This window comes from Klebsiella aerogenes (assembly GCA_029027985.1).
Lineage (GTDB): Bacteria > Pseudomonadota > Gammaproteobacteria > Enterobacterales > Enterobacteriaceae > Klebsiella > Klebsiella aerogenes_A.
Genome location: CP119076.1, coordinates 4,032,401 through 4,049,376, shown reverse-complemented (window position 1 = coordinate 4,049,376; position 16,976 = coordinate 4,032,401). Strand labels below are relative to the sequence as shown.

15 protein-coding genes are annotated in these 16,976 nt (G+C 55.0%); 5 read left to right on the top strand and 10 right to left on the bottom strand.

Features of this window, described 5'->3' with window-relative positions; translation table 11 throughout:
- Positions 1 to 53: 53 nt before the first annotated feature.
- The 3 genes from yacG to coaE are packed head-to-tail and all read right to left on the bottom strand — an operon-like array spanning position 54 to position 1,622.
- Entirely contained in the window at positions 54 to 248 is a 195-nt protein-coding gene (gene yacG / locus PYR66_19210) for a DNA gyrase inhibitor YacG (protein ID WEF27388.1), read from the bottom strand.
- Positions 249 to 258: 10 nt separating this feature from the next.
- Entirely contained in the window at positions 259 to 1,002 is a 744-nt protein-coding gene (gene zapD, locus PYR66_19205; protein WEF27387.1) for a cell division protein ZapD, read from the bottom strand.
- A complete protein-coding gene (coaE, locus tag PYR66_19200) occupies positions 1,002 to 1,622 on the bottom strand; it encodes a dephospho-CoA kinase (protein WEF27386.1) in 621 nt (206 codons plus the stop codon). Before coaE ends, zapD begins: the two co-directional genes overlap by 1 nt.
- A gap of 337 nt (positions 1,623 to 1,959) precedes the next feature.
- Between coaE and PYR66_19195 the strand changes: the two genes are divergently transcribed.
- Entirely contained in the window at positions 1,960 to 3,003 is a 1,044-nt protein-coding gene (locus PYR66_19195; GenBank protein ID WEF27385.1) for a GMP reductase, read from the top strand.
- 30 nt (positions 3,004 to 3,033) lie between these two features.
- Here PYR66_19195 and hofC read toward each other — a convergent pair whose 3' ends face one another.
- From hofC to nadC, 4 genes are all read right to left on the bottom strand, one after another.
- On the bottom strand, positions 3,034 to 4,239 hold the full coding sequence (gene hofC, locus PYR66_19190) for a protein transport protein HofC (protein ID WEF27384.1): 1,206 nt from the start codon (positions 4,237 to 4,239) through the stop codon (positions 3,034 to 3,036).
- Entirely contained in the window at positions 4,229 to 5,614 is a 1,386-nt protein-coding gene (gene gspE, locus PYR66_19185; protein WEF27383.1) for a type II secretion system protein GspE, read from the bottom strand. The genes hofC and gspE overlap by 11 nt, the downstream gene beginning before the upstream one ends.
- 10 nt (positions 5,615 to 5,624) lie before the next feature.
- Positions 5,625 to 6,056, bottom strand: coding sequence for a prepilin peptidase-dependent pilin (ppdD, locus tag PYR66_19180; GenBank protein WEF27382.1), 432 nt, complete (start codon positions 6,054 to 6,056; stop codon positions 5,625 to 5,627).
- A gap of 180 nt (positions 6,057 to 6,236) precedes the next feature.
- Positions 6,237 to 7,130, bottom strand: a complete 894-nt coding sequence (gene nadC / locus PYR66_19175; GenBank protein WEF27381.1) for a carboxylating nicotinate-nucleotide diphosphorylase — start codon at positions 7,128 to 7,130, stop codon at positions 6,237 to 6,239.
- Positions 7,131 to 7,267: 137 nt separating this feature from the next.
- Between nadC and ampD the strand changes: the two genes are divergently transcribed.
- Together ampD and ampE are read left to right on the top strand one after the other, a co-directional pair.
- Positions 7,268 to 7,831 carry a 1,6-anhydro-N-acetylmuramyl-L-alanine amidase AmpD gene (gene ampD, locus PYR66_19170; GenBank protein ID WEF27380.1) on the top strand — a complete coding sequence of 188 codons (564 nt, stop codon included), beginning with the start codon at positions 7,268 to 7,270 and terminating at the stop codon, positions 7,829 to 7,831.
- A complete protein-coding gene (gene ampE / locus PYR66_19165) occupies positions 7,828 to 8,682 on the top strand; it encodes a beta-lactamase regulator AmpE (protein ID WEF27379.1) in 855 nt (284 codons plus the stop codon). The genes ampD and ampE overlap by 4 nt, the downstream gene beginning before the upstream one ends.
- Positions 8,683 to 8,843: 161 nt before the next feature.
- On the opposite strand, the gene PYR66_19160 is transcribed toward ampE, so the two are convergent.
- The 3 genes from PYR66_19160 to aroP form a co-directional block, all read right to left on the bottom strand.
- Positions 8,844 to 9,794, bottom strand: a complete 951-nt coding sequence (locus tag PYR66_19160) for a family 43 glycosylhydrolase (GenBank protein WEF27378.1) — start codon at positions 9,792 to 9,794, stop codon at positions 8,844 to 8,846.
- Positions 9,794 to 11,200, bottom strand: a complete 1,407-nt coding sequence (locus PYR66_19155; GenBank protein WEF27377.1) for an MFS transporter — start codon at positions 11,198 to 11,200, stop codon at positions 9,794 to 9,796. The genes PYR66_19160 and PYR66_19155 overlap by 1 nt, the downstream gene beginning before the upstream one ends.
- Before the next feature lie 176 nt (positions 11,201 to 11,376).
- On the bottom strand, positions 11,377 to 12,747 hold the full coding sequence (aroP, locus tag PYR66_19150; protein ID WEF27376.1) for an aromatic amino acid transporter AroP: 1,371 nt from the start codon (positions 12,745 to 12,747) through the stop codon (positions 11,377 to 11,379).
- A gap of 645 nt (positions 12,748 to 13,392) precedes the next feature.
- On the opposite strand from aroP, the gene pdhR reads away from it, so the two are divergent.
- Positions 13,393 to 14,172 (top strand): pyruvate dehydrogenase complex transcriptional repressor PdhR, encoded by a 780-nt coding sequence (pdhR, locus tag PYR66_19145; GenBank protein WEF30508.1) that lies wholly within the window; start codon positions 13,393 to 13,395, stop codon positions 14,170 to 14,172.
- A gap of 139 nt (positions 14,173 to 14,311) precedes the next feature.
- The gene (gene aceE / locus PYR66_19140; protein WEF27375.1) at positions 14,312 to 16,975 is read left to right on the top strand and encodes a pyruvate dehydrogenase (acetyl-transferring), homodimeric type; all 2,664 of its coding nucleotides are present in this window, start codon (positions 14,312 to 14,314) and stop codon (positions 16,973 to 16,975) included.
- Position 16,976: the final 1 nt, after the last annotated feature.

The window sequence follows — 16,976 nt, the reverse complement described above, 5'->3', positions numbered from 1 at the left end:
ATGCGCCAGCCTGAGACGCTAATCCGGCGCGATCCGGATTAGCGATAGAGGGATTACTGCTGCGGTTCGCTCCAGTCATCGCTATCGGACAGATCGCCGGAGCTGGGGATGCGTTTCTCTTCCGCCGCCCATTCACCGAGATCGATCAGCTGGCAGCGCTTTGAGCAAAATGGGCGAAATGGGCTTTGTTCGCCCCAAATGACGTTTTTGCCGCAAGTTGGGCAGTTAACGATAGTCTCTTCAGACATAGTTGTCTCCTTAGCAACAGGCCAGTTCAAAATCAAAGCGCTCCGGAACGATGCCGTGCTCGCTGTCCAGCGGCAGGAAGCGAATCGCGAAGCGGCTTTTATGGCCGGATATTTGCGGATACAGTTGGCTGGCGAGATCCAAACGCAGACGCAGCAAGTCGGCGTCGTCGCCGTTATCCTGATAGAAACCGTTGAGGCTCGTCTGCTTGCGGAAAGGCGCGGAGTTGCGGATAAGATCGAGGATCAGATCCAGAGACTGCATCATCGGCGTTAGGCTTGCCAGCCACTTCGCCACCTGCTCATCGCGATACTCCTGCGGCATATGCAGCCAGATATGCAGCGTGGGTAAATCAAAACTGCAGCAGCCGCCCGGAATACTCAGGCGTTGGCGCACCAGGCCTATCAACCGGTCTTCACGCAGAAACTGACCAAGGCGCGGGGCGGAAATCAGGACGCTGCCGGACTGTTTAAGCTGCTGACGCAAAGCATCAATACGCTGTTGGTCGACGCCGGGAACTTCGGCCCAGGATTGCAATTTCCGCTGTTGTCGTTCCAGCTCTTTCAGTAGGTCGGTACGGACTTCGCCACGTTCAAAGACGTCCAGTAGATCGCCAGTATTGCGGAAAAAATGGAGCGCGTCCGCGTAGGTGGCGATGGTTGGGCGAGAAGAGATCTGCTGAAGCAGAAATTCGATGCGCAACCAGGTACGCATTTTCTCATTGAGCGGATGTTCGAAGAGAACAGGGGTATGCATTACGGTTTTTCCTGTGAGACGGCCTGCGATGCCAGCATTAAATACTTTTCGTGCAGGCGGGCGACGTGGGATGCGACGGCATCCGCAGGGCCCATGTTTTCAATAACATCATCCGCTGCAGCCAGGCGCTGTTCGCGCGTCGCCTGAGCGGCAAGAATATGTTCGGCATGTTCGCGACTGACCCCATCGCGGCGTATCGTGCGCTCGATTTGCGTTTCTCTCGGCACATCGACGACCAGTACTCGATCGGCTTTATCGGTCAGACGGTTTTCGACCAGCAAGGGTACGACCCAGAGAAGATAAGGCGAGGTAGCGGCTTGCATCTGGCGGCGCGTTTCTTGCTGAATCAGCGGATGCAGCAGCGCGTTGAGCCAGGCTTTGTCCTCGTTATTGGCAAAAATGCGTTCGCGTAAGCGGCGGCGATCCAGGCTGCCATCGTCGTTGATCATCTGCGGACCAAACTGTGCGGTGATGGCGAGCAGGGCGGGGGTACCGGGCTCAACAACCTGACGTGCGATAATATCGGCATCGATAACGGCCACGCCCAGGTGAGCAAATTCGTCGGCGACGGTACTTTTACCACTGCCGATGCCGCCTGTTAACGCTACCGTATACCCCATACACTTCAATCCCGATGTCACATTATTGTTCAAAACCTTTGAGATTCACCGCGCCAGCCAGGCGCAACGGATAGATTAATCGAGATTCTGTTAAATCGAAAAACCATCAGCGGTGTGAATCATTATTTTCTTTATATATAAAAATCAATTGGTTAAAAATGATACGCTGGTAAGGAAAGCACATGAACGTGTTTTTCGCTATTCACCAGGTAAATTTAAACGATTGTAGCGTAAAAAAAGTGAAAATCGCAGTCTTGCGCGGCTATGATTCGTGCGTATGATAGCGTCACTGGAGTTGTGCTCTCACAATAATGCAATTAACCCCAGGAATTCGCACATGCGTATTGAAGAAGATCTGAAGCTTGGTTTTAAAGACGTTCTTATCCGTCCGAAACGCTCTACCCTCAAAAGCCGTTCTGATGTTCAGCTGGAACGTGAATTCACCTTTAAACATTCTGGCCAGACCTGGTCCGGTGTGCCGATTATCGCTGCCAACATGGATACCGTTGGGACCTTCAGCATGGCGAAAGCTTTGTCTGCCTTTGGTATTCTGACCGCCGTGCACAAGCACTATACCGTTGAAGAGTGGCAGACGTTTGCGCAGAGCGAATCCGCAGAAGTCCTGAAGCATGTGATGGTTTCTACCGGCACCTCCGATGCAGACTTCGACAAGACCCAACAGATCCTCACCCAGAACCCGCAGCTGAACTTCGTGTGCATTGACGTCGCCAACGGCTACTCTGAGCACTTCGTTCAGTTTGTCGCGAAAGCCCGTGCCGCCTGGCCGCAAAAAACCATTATTGCCGGCAACGTGGTGACTGGTGAAATGTGCGAAGAGTTGATTCTCTCCGGCGCCGATATCGTTAAAGTCGGCATTGGCCCAGGCTCCGTATGTACGACCCGTGTAAAAACCGGTGTCGGCTATCCGCAGCTCTCCGCGGTGATTGAGTGTGCCGATGCGGCACACGGCCTTGGCGGCCAGATCATCAGCGATGGCGGCTGCACCATGCCGGGTGATGTCGCGAAAGCCTTTGGCGGCGGCGCTGATTTCGTCATGCTCGGCGGTATGCTGGCAGGTCATGAAGAGAGCGGCGGTACCGTGGTTGAAGAAAACGGTGAAAAATTCATGCTGTTCTACGGCATGAGCTCCGAGTCTGCGATGACTCGCCACGTCGGCGGCGTTGCGAAGTACCGCGCGGCAGAAGGCAAAACCGTTAAGCTGCCGCTGCGTGGCCCGGTTGATAATACCGCTCGTGATATCCTCGGCGGCCTGCGTTCAGCGTGCACCTACGTGGGCGCGTCTCGCCTGAAAGAGCTGACCAAACGTACGACCTTTATCCGCGTACAGGAACAAGAGAACCGCGTGTTCAATAGCCTGTAATGCCGCTCGCTGGCGCTCCGGCGCCAGCGTTTATCCTCCCATCCCGCCAAGCGCATCGCCCAGATGAAAAATGGGAAGATACATCGCTACCACCAGTACGCCGACCATCGTTCCGGTCACCACCAACAGCATGGGCTCCAGCAGCGTCGCCAGGTTATCCGCCTGCTGATAGGTTTGCTCGCTATGATGACGCGCCAGGTTATCGAGCATCGTATCCAGCGCCCCCGATGCCTCGCCGGTACGAATGAGTTGGAGGCAGAGTGAGGTAAATCCGCCGCAATTCGTCAGCGCCTGCCAGATAGGTTTACCGTGGGTAATCTCCGCGTGCGCCTGTGCAATCCGCTGTCGCCATAGCGGACAATTCACGCTTTCCTGCACACTTTCCAGCCCCTGCAAAAAGCTGATACCCGCGCTTTGGGTTAGCGAAAGAATGGTAAATATCTGGCTTAGTTGCTGGCCGTTAATCAACGGACCGGCCACCGGTATAGCGTGTAATACCTTTTGTCTCACGAGTCGCCAGCGCGGCTGGTGCCGGGTTAACCGGTCGAGTAATACGGGAAGGCTGATAACGAGCAGCAGCAACGGCCAGTACCGCGTCAGCGCCTCGCCGGCGTTGATGACGACTTGCGTCAGCAAGGGGAGCGGCGTATTGAAGGTCTGATAGATGGCGGCGAATTCCGGTAGAACGAAAAACAGCATTGCGCTTACCATCGCCAGCGCTAACGTCAGAATAATGATCGGGTAGCGCAGCGCTTTCTTTACCTTGGCCGTCAGCCGCTGTTGCTCTTGTTGTTGCTGCGCGAGTTGAAAGCAGCAGCGTTCGAGCTTACCGGTGAGTTCCCCGGTGCGAATCATCGCCAGATAGAGCGGCGGGAAGATCTGCGGCCATTGAGCTAACGCGCTGGAGAGAGAAACGCCTTGCGCCAGTTCCTGCGCCAACATTTGCAGCAGCGCCTGCCACTGTTTATACGGTTGCTGTTGGGACAGCAGTTCCAGCCCTTCGGCAAGCGGTAAACCGGCCCGCAGTAGCGTGGCGAGTTGGCGGATAACCCCGCCGCTGTAGCGTGGACGCCACAATGAGTCCTGTACCGGTTTACGGTGCAGCGCCAGTAGCAGGATTTGCTGTCGTTCCAGTGATTCCAGCGCCTGTGTGCGTGTTTCCCGCCACAGTACGCCTTCACATGGCATTCCTTGTTTATCCATCCCACGCCACTGCCAGAGCTGCTTATTCGCCATGTGGGAGCCCCAGAACCCGGATAACCTCTTCGAGGCTGGTCAACCCGCGTTCCACCGCTTCGCATCCACTTTCAAACAGCGTCATCATGCCTGACTCGCGGGCCAGCGTTTCGATTTCCGCCGCGCTAAGATCGCGGTTGATGGCCTGACGTAGCGCGCTGTCCACTGGCAGCAGTTCGAATAATGCCAGGCGGCCATAGTAGCCGTGGTAGCACTGCGGGCAGCCTACCGCCTGCCAGCCGGGCAACGGGCGCGGCCACAGGCTGTGCGGCACTTCGGTGGGGCGGCCATCATCACGGCGGCAGTGCGGGCAAAGCTTACGCACCAGACGCTGGGCCACCACCAGTGATAATGCTGAGGAGATCATCCAGCGCGCCACGCCCATCTGTTGTAAGCGAATTAGCGTTTCGCTGGTGGAGTTGGTATGCAGTGTAGACAGTACCAGGTGCCCGGTTTGCGCCGCCTTAATGGCTATTTCGGCCGTTTCGGCATCGCGAATTTCACCGACCATGACGATGTCCGGATCCTGACGCAGCAGCGCCCGCAGGACGCTTTGAAAAGTGAGGCCGGATCGCGGGTTGATCTGCGTTTGGTTTAGTCCGGCAAGGGGGATCTCCAGCGGATCCTCTACGCTGCAGATATTAACTTCTTCGTGATTTCTTGCCTGCAATGCGCTGTACAGCGTGACGGTTTTACCGCTGCCTGTCGGCCCGGTAACCAGCAGCAACCCCTGCGGCTGATTCAGCGCGGCGCGAAAAAAAGCGAGCTGGCGAGAAGAGAGCCCCAGGGCTTCCAGATCCAGGGTCTGTTCCACCTGGTGTAATAAACGTAGGACGATTTTCTCCCCGCCGCGACAGGGGAGGGTAGCAATGCGAAACGAGACCGGACGCCCGGCGAGCGTCAGGGTGAATTGCCCATCCTGCGGCAAGCGGTGTTCGGCGATATCAAGATTACCCAGCACTTTCAACCGGGCGGCCATTGGCGCGGCCAGGGCTGGCTTCAGCAGCGGTAGGGCATGTAGCACGCCATCGATCCGTAAGCGCACCCGTAGCTGATTTTCTGCAGGCTCAATATGGATATCAGAGGCGTGTTGACGTAGAGCTTGCTCCAGCATCTGGTTCACCTGCTCAACCACGTCATTTACGCCAGTCGTGACGGAATCTGGCGCAGACTGCAGCGCTTCATGCTGGCGCTTATCCATTTTATCCTGGCTCCAGCATTCGATATCGATACGCTTTTGGGTGGCGAAGCGCAGCGCTTCCATTAATTCAGGCGCTGGCGTATCAGCGACGGCGATAACAATAGTCTGATCGTCGCTATTCAGCAGTAGGGCGTGATGGCGTTGGCAGAGGGTGAGTAACTGTTCGATTTTCATCGTCGCCACCTTAGTTAAAGCGGAATACGTCTTCGCAGGCCTGTTGCAGCGCGCTGTCTTCACCGATGGCGCAGACGCGCTGCCAGCCGGTGATGCCGCTGGCGTTATCCCAGGATGGCGTCAGGGTAACGGTAAGTCCGTTCAGGCTCTCCTGGCCATCCAGGGTGACGACGCCCCGGGTGACGTTCATCGCCGATACGTAGCGGGTGGTGGTCGGGGAGGGAATACCGTTGCTGCCGCCGTCGCAGCCGGTTAGCCCCCCGTGATCCAACGCGCAGAGTTCTATCGCGGTGCGGTAGGGGACAAAGGTCTGCAGCATGTCGGTGAGCGCGGCTTTACGCAGGTAGTTCTGGTAGGCCGGGATGCCGATGGCGCTGAGGATGGCAATAATGCCGATGACCACCATTAATTCAATCAGGGTAAAACCACGTTGCTTGTCCATAAGTCGCTCCTTGTTGGTAGAGGCGTGACTTTGGCGCGATTTCACCACGGCGGCGAGGGGAGAAAAAGAGCTTAGGATGCGAGCTTCCAACCTTTCGACGTCGCTTTCAATGATGCAACGTCTGAGTGTAAGAACGCTCGCAAAAAGCAGTCCCGATACCCGCCGGGTATCGGGGGAGATTTAACGAAAACGCATGGACAGATCGAGTGCGCGCACATGCTTGGTCAGCGCGCCGACGGAAATGTAGTCAACGCCCGTTTCAGCAAATTCGCGGATGGTATTAAAGGTGACGTTGCCGGAAACTTCCAGCGCCGCCTGGCCGTTGGTACGTTTTACCGCTTCGCGCATCAGGTCGGTGGTGAAGTTATCGAGCATGATGATGTCAGCACCGGCTTTTAACGCCTCGTCCAGCTCATGCATGGTTTCGACTTCCACTTCCACCGGTACATCAGGGTGCAGCCAGAAAGCTTTTTCTACCGCCTGGCGTACCGAGCCGGACGCGATGATGTGGTTCTCTTTGATCAGGAAAGCGTCGAAGAGGCCCAAACGATGGTTAGCGCCGCCGCCGCACAGGACTGCGTACTTCAGTGCGGTGCGCAGGCCTGGCAGCGTCTTGCGCGTGTCCAGCAGCTGGGTTTTGGTGCCTTTCAGCAGATCAACATAGCGGCGTACTTCGCTGGCTACACCGGAAAGGGTCTGCACGAAGTTCAGCGCGGTGCGTTCACCGGTCAGCAGCACCCGCGACGGGCCATCCAGCTCGAACAACGGCTGATCGGCCTTGACCGTATCGCCGTCGGCTACGTGCCAGGTAACGTTGACATCGTCTCCGGCAAGTTGAATAAAGACCTCTTCTACCCAGCGCTTACCGCAAAATACGCCATCTTCGCGAGTAATAATGACGGCATGAGAACGCGCATCCGATGGCAATAATTGCGCGCTAATGTCGTTGTTGGCATCAACTTCGCCACCCAGATCTTCGCGCAGGGATTGAGCGACAGCATCGGTAATATCGAGATTAATACGTTCCAGCAGCGCGTCACGGCGGCGGTCGGGGTTGTAGCGACGAGGCGTCATGATAAAGCTCCAGATAGATAAGATTCAGAAGTGGGAAACATGCTAACCTGAAGCTCGTTTCTGTACCACACATACCCAATGGATTTCGCGTTGCGTTGAGGCGACCCGGGATCCAGGTTTGCGAAAGGAGATTCCCCATGCAGTTGAATGGTGGATGGCTGGTGGGCGCGCGTCGGGTTCCTTCGCCGCATCATGATGGCCGCCCGGATGATGAAAACCCTTCTTTACTGGTGGTACATAATATTAGCCTGCCGCCGGGCGAGTTCGGCGGCCCGTATATTGACGCGTTGTTTACCGGCACTTTGGATGCTGACGCGCATCCTTTCTTCGCCGAGATTGTCCATCTACGCGTTTCGGCGCATTGTCTGATTCGCCGCGACGGCGAGATAGTTCAATATGTGCCTTTCGAGAAACGCGCGTGGCATGCGGGCGTCTCCAGCTATCATGGCCGTGAACGTTGTAATGATTTTTCTATCGGCATTGAGCTGGAAGGGACTGATACCCAGGCTTATACCGAGGCGCAGTATCGGCAGTTGGCGGCGATCACTCAGACACTCATCCAGCGTTATCCTTCTATTGCTGATAATATTACCGGCCATTGCGATATCGCGCCGGTGCGCAAAACGGATCCCGGCCCGGCGTTTGATTGGGCAAAATACCGCGGTATGTTGGCCGCATCGTCACATAAGGAGATCCCATGACGTTGTTTACTACGCTGCTGGTTCTCATCGCTGAGCGTCTGTTCAAACTTGGCGAACACTGGCAGCTCGATCACCGCCTTGAGGTACTGTTCCGCCGCGTGAAGCATTTTTCGCTGTTCGGCACGTTACTCATGACCGTTGTTATGGTTGCGGTGGTGTTTGTGATTCAACGCCTGCTACAGGGGCAGTTGTTTAACGTACCGCTGCTGGTGTTCTGGATTTTACTCGGCCTGTTGTGCATCGGCGCAGGTAAAGTGCGTCTGCATTACCACGCCTATCTGAAAGCGGCGGCTAACAACGATAGCCATGCTTGCGACTCCATGGCCAGCGAGTTGACGCTTATCCACGGCGTGCCGCCCGGCTGCGATCGTCAGGAGTATTTGCGCGAGCTGCAAAACGCGCTGCTGTGGATTAACTATCGTTATTATCTCGCGCCACTGTTCTGGCTGGTGGTCGGCGGCCCGTGGGGGCTATTGACGTTGACGGCCTACTGCGTGCTGCGCGCCTGGCAGACCTGGCTTGCGCGCTATCAGACGCCGCGCCATCGTTTACAGTCCGGTATTGACGGCATTCTGCATATTGTCGACTGGGTGCCGGTACGGCTGGTTGGCGTGGTGTATGCGCTGCTTGGCCACGGAGAGAAAGCGCTGCCGGCCTGGTTCGCCTCGCTGGGCGATCGCCATTCGTCGCAGTATCAAGTGTTAACCCGTCTGGCGCAGTTCTCACTGGCTCGCGAACCGCACGTCGACGCGGTCGAGACGCCAAAGGCTGCGGTGTCGATGGCAAAGAAAACGTCGCTGGTGGTGGTGGTGATTATGGCGCTGCTGACGATCTACGGGACTTTGATTTAACGATCTGGCCGGGCTCTGCCGGGCTTGGCGCACTCATGTTGCCGGATGGCGCTGCGGTAAGCACAGGAGCTGTATCCCTGCTAAGCGCAGCGCGAGCAGGGAAAATCCCAGTGGTGGCGTTATTTTGTCAGGTGGATCCCGGGCGACCTGCTGTTAATTCGCTACAACGTATCAGCAGGGGGGATGCCGAAGTCGGGCATCCCATTTTCTTGCCAGCAAACCAGCTTCAGTCGGGTGTGGCGATTAGGATCGTACAATGGGTCGCCTTCAATTTCGGTGTAGTTGCGCGCATGATAGACCAGCACATCTTCTCCTTCCGCCGTTTGCGTAAAGCTGTTGTGGCCTGGGCCATACTGGCGGTTTTCATTACTGGTGCGAAAGACCGGCTGTAGCGCTTTATGCCAGTTTGCCGGTTGCCGCGGATCGTCCTGAACATCGATCCACAATAATCCCATACAGTAGTTTTCATCGGTGGCGCTAGCAGAGTAGCTGATAAACAGCTTATCGCCATGCATCAGTACCGCCGGCCCTTCGTTGACCATAAATCCCCTGCATTCCCAGTCGAATTCAGGTTTGCTCAGCATTACCGGCTTGCCTTTTAGCGTCCACGGGTTTTCCAGTTCCGCTAAATAAAGATTGGTATTGCCGGCGATCTGCGGGTCTTTTTGCGCCCACAGGTACCAGCGTTTACCTTGATGAGAAAAGGTGGTGGCATCGAGCGCGAAGGTATCGAGCGGGGTGACGATTTGTCCTTTTTCCTCCCAGCGACCGCTGAGCGGATCGCTGTCGGTACACTCCAGCGCGAACATGCGATGCTGAAACATGCCCTGGGCATCAAGGTCATGGGTATGGGCCGCGGCAAAGTAGATAATCCATTTACCGTCGATTTCATGCAGTTCCGGTGCCCAAATCAGCTGGCTCATCGGGCCGCTTTGCGGTTTACGCCAGACGATAACCGACGTGGCCTCGCGCAGACCCTCCAGCGTTGGGGCGCGGCGAATTTCCAGCCGGTCATATTCCGGCACCGAGGCAATAAAATAGTAATGGTCGTGATGGCGCAGGATAAAAGGGTCCGCACGCTGTGCAATAAACGGGTTTGGCCAGTTGTTCATCAGGCTTTCCTTACGTGTTCGCTGGTTTTTAACTCCTGGTATTCATTCAGCTCGCTATAGGCGCTACGGCGTTTTTCGAGATCGCTCTGGATTTGGCTCATCAGCTTACGGTCCACTTTCAGCAGAAGCACGACGCCTGCGGTAATCAGATAGCCAACGCCGGGGATCACCGTAAACAGCAGAACGATGCCGTTCAGCGCGGAGGCGCTTTGTTGCTTCGCGCCGGCATCGTAGCCGTACCATGACAGCAAGAAACCGACCATCGCCCCGGCGACCGCCAACCCGACTTTCAGGAAGAACAGGTTACCGGAGAAGCTAATGCCGGTAATGCGTTTACCGGTTTTCCACTCGCCATAGTCGTCAACGTCGGACATCAGCGACCAGTGCAGCGGCGACGGGATTTGATGGAGAATATTGAGCAGGAAGTAGAGCGCCATAATCAACGTGGTGGCATGTGGATTAAAGAAATAGAAGGCGCAGGAGAAGATCGCCAGCACGATGTTGGTCCAGAAGAAGACCTGCAGCTTACACCAGCGGTCGGTGAGCACTTTCGCCAGCATACTGCCGATCATCATGCCGACGACGCCGAGGCTGATAAACAGAGTGGCGAAGTGGGTGCTTTGCCCCATCACCCAGGTGACGTAATACATAGTGGCGGCCATGCGGATAAAGCCCGGGCAGACGTTGCACAGGGTTAACAGTAAAATGCGTACCCACTGGTCGTTCTTCCAGACGTCTTTGAGGTCTTTTTTCAATTCGTCGTTGGTCTGCACTGCCGGGCGTACGCGTTCACGAACCGTGGCGAAGCAGAATAAAAACATACACATGCCAATGATGGCGAGTACGGTCATCGCCATTTGATAACCTTTGGCTTTATCGGCTCCGCCGAACCACTCCGCCATGGGAAGCAGGGTTAGAGAAAGCAACAGCGTGGCGATGCCAACCAGCACAAAGCGGTATGACTGACAGGCCACGCGTTCTTTTGGATCGCTGGTCATTACCGTACCCAACGAGCAGTAGGGGATGTTGATGGCGGTATAGGTTATCGACAGCAGGAAGTAGGTGACGAAGGCATAAATCACTTTACTGTTATAGGTCCAGTCGGGGGTCGTGAACATCAGCACGCTGAACAGGGCATAAGGGAAGGCCATCCACAGTAGCCATGGACGAAAGCGGCCATATTGACTGCGAGTGCGGTCGGCCATCGCCCCCATAATCGGGTCGGTAACGGCGTCAATCACGCGGACCGAAAGCAACAGCACCCCGACCAGCGCGGGTGCAAGACCAAAAATATCGGTATAAAAATAGTTAACGAACAACATGATGGCGCCAAAGATAATGTTACATCCGGCATCGCCCATCCCATAACCAATCTTCTCTTTAACCGAAAGCGTATTGCCTGTCATCCTGGCGCTCTCCCCATTGCAGTATGGAGAGAATTATTGGTTGCGACGCCGGGAATTACGTTGCAGTAATCCGTCAACGATATGGATAAAACGGTTATAGAAAGGAAAGTGTGAGGTAGATAACAATGCGCCGTGCCCGTCAGCAGCGAACGAACACGGCGTTAAGAGATGTATTATTATGCTTTTACGATGCCCGCACTTTTCTGTTTAAACAGATAACCAATGCCGAGAATCACAATCCATACCGGGATCAGCCATACCGAAATCGCCATCCCCGGGGTGATCAGCATGATGACTAATACCGCCACCATAAACAGCAGGCACACCCAGTTGCCCAGCGGATAGAACAGCGCCGGGAAACGCGTCTTCACGCCTTCCTGTTGCTTCGCCCGACGGAACTTGATGTGCGCGAGGCTGATCATCGCCCAGTTAATCACCAATGCGGAGACGACCAGCGCCATCAGCAGGCCGAATGCCGATTCCGGCGCCAGATAGTTGATCAATACGCACAGCGCGGTGACCACCGCTGACACCAGGATGGTGTTGACCGGCACGCCGCGTTTGTCGACGCTGAGCAGCGCTTTCGGCGCATTGCCCTGCTGCGCGAGGCCAAACAGCATGCGGCTGTTGCAGTAGACGCAGCTGTTATAGACCGAGAGCGCCGCCGTCAGCACCACGATGTTCAGAGCGTTCGCCACCAGCGTGTCGCCGAGTTCATGGAAGATCAGAACGAACGGGCTGGTATCCGCGGTCACGCGCGTCCACGGCAGCAGGGAGAGCAGCACCGCCAGCGAGCCTACATAGAAAATAAGGATACGGTAGATTACCTGGTTAGTGGCTTTCGGGATGCTCTTTTCCGGGTTGTCTGCTTCCGCTGCGGTGATCCCCACCAGCTCCAGGCCGCCGAACGAGAACATAATGATCGCCATCATCATCACCAGGCCGGTGAAGCCGTGCGGCAGGAAGCCGCCTTGATCCCACAGGTTACGCACGGTGGCCTGCGGGCCGCCGTTGCCGCTGAACAGCAACCAGGCGCCGAACAGGATCATTGCGACGACCGCGACCACTTTGATAATCGCGAACCAGAACTCCATTTCACCGAAGACTTTCACGTTGGTCAGGTTAATCGCGTTAATGGCGATGAAGAAGACCGCAGCGGAGACCCAGGTGGGAATTTCCGGCCACCAGAACTGGATATATTTGCCGACGGCGGTGAGCTCCGCCATGGCGACCAGTACGTACAGCACCCAGTAGTTCCAACCGGAGGCGAAGCCAGCAAAGCCGCCCCAGTATTTGTAGGCGAAATGACTGAACGAACCGGCAACCGGTTCTTCAACGACCATTTCGCCGAGCTGACGCATGATCAGGAAGGCGATAAACCCGGCGACAGCGTAGCCGAGGATAATACCAGGACCTGCAGATTGAATGACTGACGCACTACCCAGGAATAAGCCCGTACCAATAGCGCCTCCTAGCGCAATGAGCTGTATATGGCGGTTCTTCAAGCCGCGCTTGAGTCGATCGCCATGCTGTTGACCTTCCATCATGAAACCTCGTGTGTGGTTATTATGTTTATACGCTTCATCCTTCAGGTTGCTGCTTCGCTGTCCGTCTCTGCCAAATAGCATAGTTAGCTAATTTCAAGGCGTTTGAGGCCAGTTTTTACCCAAGTGACGCAACGCACACATTGTTGTGTTTGTGTAATTATGAAATTCCGTCTTTGTATTAATTTCTTTACGGCAGGCGAGGCATAAATTATCTCGAAGGCCTTTCGTGTTATGGAGAATAATGGTAAGGGCGTGCGAATGCACCTGCTTTATGAAGGGATGATGACGGAGTGAACAAAAAGACACCATTTGTCATCTTTTTATATATCTCTTCAAGATGACCCAAATTGATTATTCATTCATAAAATGTGCTTTTGATTGCGTTTATATGGCGGGTGAATCGGTTCAGAAAGCGTATTTTTTCGTTTATATAACGTTAATGATACCTCTTACTGGGTAAATGTAATTTTTGTGCAAGGTTACATTTCTGAAACGTTATTTCTGTAAGGTTGTTAAAAAAGGCCTGGTTTACTGATTTCAATCAAAACCTGTATGGACAGAAGGTGAATACTTTGTTACTTTAGCGCTACGAACTTTAAATTGGTAAGACCAATTGACTCCGGGCGAATGGCAGAGACAGGGAATATGGCCTACAGCAAGATCCGCCAACCAAAACTATCTGATGTGATAGAGCAGCAGCTGGAGTTTCTGATTCTTGAGGGGACATTGCGCCCCGGTGAAAAACTCCCGCCTGAACGCGAACTGGCAAAACAGTTCGACGTTTCCCGTCCCTCGCTCCGTGAGGCGATTCAGCGCCTTGAAGCCAAGGGCCTGTTGCTTCGTCGCCAGGGCGGTGGAACCTTTGTACAGAGCAGCCTATGGCAGAGCTTTAGCGACCCGCTGGTCGAGCTACTGTCCGACCACCCTGAATCCCAATTCGATCTGCTGGAAACCCGTCACGCGCTGGAAGGCATCGCAGCCTATTATGCGGCGCTGCGCTGCAATGATGAAGATCGCGACCGTATTCGCGAGCTGCATCAAGCCATTGAACGGGCCCAACAGTCCGGCGATCTCGACGCCGAATCCGACGCTGTCGTCCAGTACCAAATCGCCGTCACCGAAGCGGCGCATAATGTGGTGTTGCTCCATCTGCTAAGGTGTATGGAGCCGATGCTGGCACAGAACGTTCGTCAGAACTTTGAATTGCTGTATGCCCGCCGGGAAATGCTCCCGTTGGTCAGCAACCATCGTACTCGTATTTTTGAGGCGATAATGGCCGGGGAGCCGGAGCAGGCGCGTGAGGCGTCGCACCGTCACCTGGCGTTCATTGAGGAAATTTTGCTGGATCGTAGCCGTGAACAGAGTCGTAGAGAGCGTTCACTGCGTCGTTTACAGCAACGAAAGGACGAGAACTCCGGTTCTTAAGCGCCATTTTTTAGAGCGCGGCAACTAAACGCAGAACCTGTCTTATTGAATTTTTGGTTGTTCAGAATAGAGAAGAACAAAGAGTTCAATGGGACAGGTTCCAGTTAAATCAACGATTAGATAGATAAGGAATACCCCCATGTCAGAACGTTTCCAAAATGACGTGGATCCGATCGAAACTCGCGACTGGCAACAGGCGATCGAATCGGTCATCCGTGAAGAAGGTGTTGAGCGTGCTCAGTATCTGATCGACCAGCTTCTTTCAGAGGCCCGCAAAGGCGGCGTGAAAGTAGCGGCCGGTGCGGCAGCTCATAATTATGTCAACACTATTGCCGTTGAAGATGAACCGGAATACCCGGGTAATCTGGAGCTGGAACGCCGTATTCGTTCAGCGATCCGTTGGAACGCCATCATGACCGTTCTGCGCGCATCGAAGAAAGATCTGGAACTGGGCGGCCACATGGCATCCTACCAGTCTTCCGCGACCTTCTACGAAGTTTGCTTCAACCACTTCTTCCGTGCGCGCACTGAGAAAGACGGCGGCGATCTGGTTTACTTCCAGGGCCACATCTCTCCGGGCGTTTACGCACGTGCCTTCCTGGAAGGTCGTCTGACTGAAGAGCAGATGAACAACTTCCGTCAGGAAGTTCACGGTAATGGTCTGTCCTCTTATCCGCACCCGAAACTGATGCCGGAATTCTGGCAGTTCCCGACCGTATCGATGGGTCTGGGGCCGTTGGGCGCAATCTATCAGGCTAAATTCCTGAAATATCTGGAACACCGCGGTCTGAAAGACACCTCTGCACAAACCGTTTACGCCTTCCTGGGCGACGGCGAGATGGATGAGCCGGAATCTAAAGGCGCCATCACCATCGCGACCCGTGAAAAACTGGACAACCTGGTCTTCGTCATCAACTGCAACCTGCAGCGTCTGGATGGCCCGGTCACCGGTAACGGTAAAATCATTAACGAACTGGAAGGCATCTTCGGTGGTGCTGGCTGGAACGTTATCAAGGTTATCTGGGGCGGTCGTTGGGATGAGCTGCTGCGTAAAGACACCAGCGGTAAGCTGATTCAGCTGATGAACGAAACCGTTGACGGCGACTACCAGACCTTCAAATCCAAAGATGGCGCGTATGTTCGTGAGCACTTCTTCGGTAAATACCCGGAAACCGCAGCGCTGGTTGCTGACTGGACCGATGAGCAGATCTGGGCACTGAACCGCGGTGGTCACGATCCGAAGAAAGTCTTTGCCGCACTGAAAAAAGCGCAGGATACCAAAGGCCAGCCGACCGTGATTCTGGCGCATACCATCAAAGGTTATGGTATGGGCGACACCGCTGAAGGTAAAAACATCGCGCACCAGGTTAAGAAAATGAACATGGATGGCGTTCGCTACGTCCGCGATCGTTTCAATGTGCCGGTGGCTGATGCCGATATCGAAAAACTGCCGTACGTGACCTTCCCGGAAGGTTCCGAAGAGCACTCCTACCTGCATGCTCAACGTGAGAAGCTGAACGGCTACCTGCCGACTCGTCAGCCGAAATTCACTGAGAAACTGGAGCTGCCGACCCTGGCCGACTTCAGCGCGCTGCTGGAAGAGCAAAACAAAGAAATCTCCACCACTATCGCTTTCGTTCGCGCCCTGAACGTGATGCTGAAGAACAAGTCGATCAAAGATCGTCTGGTGCCGATCATCGCCGATGAAGCGCGTACTTTCGGTATGGAAGGTCTGTTCCGTCAGATCGGTATCTATAGCCCGAACGGCCAGCAGTACACCCCGCAGGACCGTGAGCAGGTTGCATACTACAAAGAAGACGAGAAAGGCCAGATCCTGCAGGAAGGTATCAACGAGCTGGGCGCAGGCGCATCCTGGCTGGCTGCTGCGACCTCTTACAGCACCAACGACCTGCCGATGATTCCGTTCTACATCTACTACTCGATGTTCGGCTTCCAGCGTATCGGCGATCTGTGCTGGGCGGCTGGCGATCAGCAGGCTCGCGGCTTCCTGATTGGCGGTACTTCCGGTCGTACGACGCTGAACGGCGAAGGTCTGCAGCACGAAGATGGTCACAGCCACATTCAGTCTCTGACTATCCCGAACTGCATCTCCTACGACCCGTCTTACGCATACGAAGTTGCTGTCATCATGCATGACGGTCTGGTACGTATGTACGGCGAAGCGCAAGAGAACGTTTACTACTACATCACCACGCTGAACGAAAACTACCACATGCCGGCCATGCCGGAAGGCGCCGAGGAAGGTATCCGTAAAGGTATCTACAAACTCGAAACCCTCGAAGGTAGCAAAGGTAAAGTTCAGCTGCTGGGCTCCGGTTCTATCCTGCGTCACGTCCGTGAAGCAGCGCAGATCCTGGCGAAAGACTACGGCGTTGGCTCTGACGTGTACAGCGTCACCTCCTTCACCGAACTGGCGCGCGACGGCCAGGATTGCGAACGCTGGAACATGCTGCACCCGATGGAAACTCCGCGCGTTCCGTACATCGCTCAGGTGATGAACGACGCTCCGGCAGTGGCATCAACTGACTATATGAAACTGTTCGCCGAGCAGGTTCGTACTTACGTACCGGCTGATGATTACCGCGTACTGGGTACCGATGGCTTCGGTCGTTCCGACAGCCGTGAAAACCTGCGTCACCACTTCGAAGTGGATGCTTCCTACGTGGTTGTTGCGGCGCTGGGCGAACTGGCTAAACGTGGTGAAATCGATAAGAAAGTCGTGGCTGACGCCATCGCTAAATTCGACATCGATGCAGATAAAGTTAACCCGCGTCTGGCGTAAG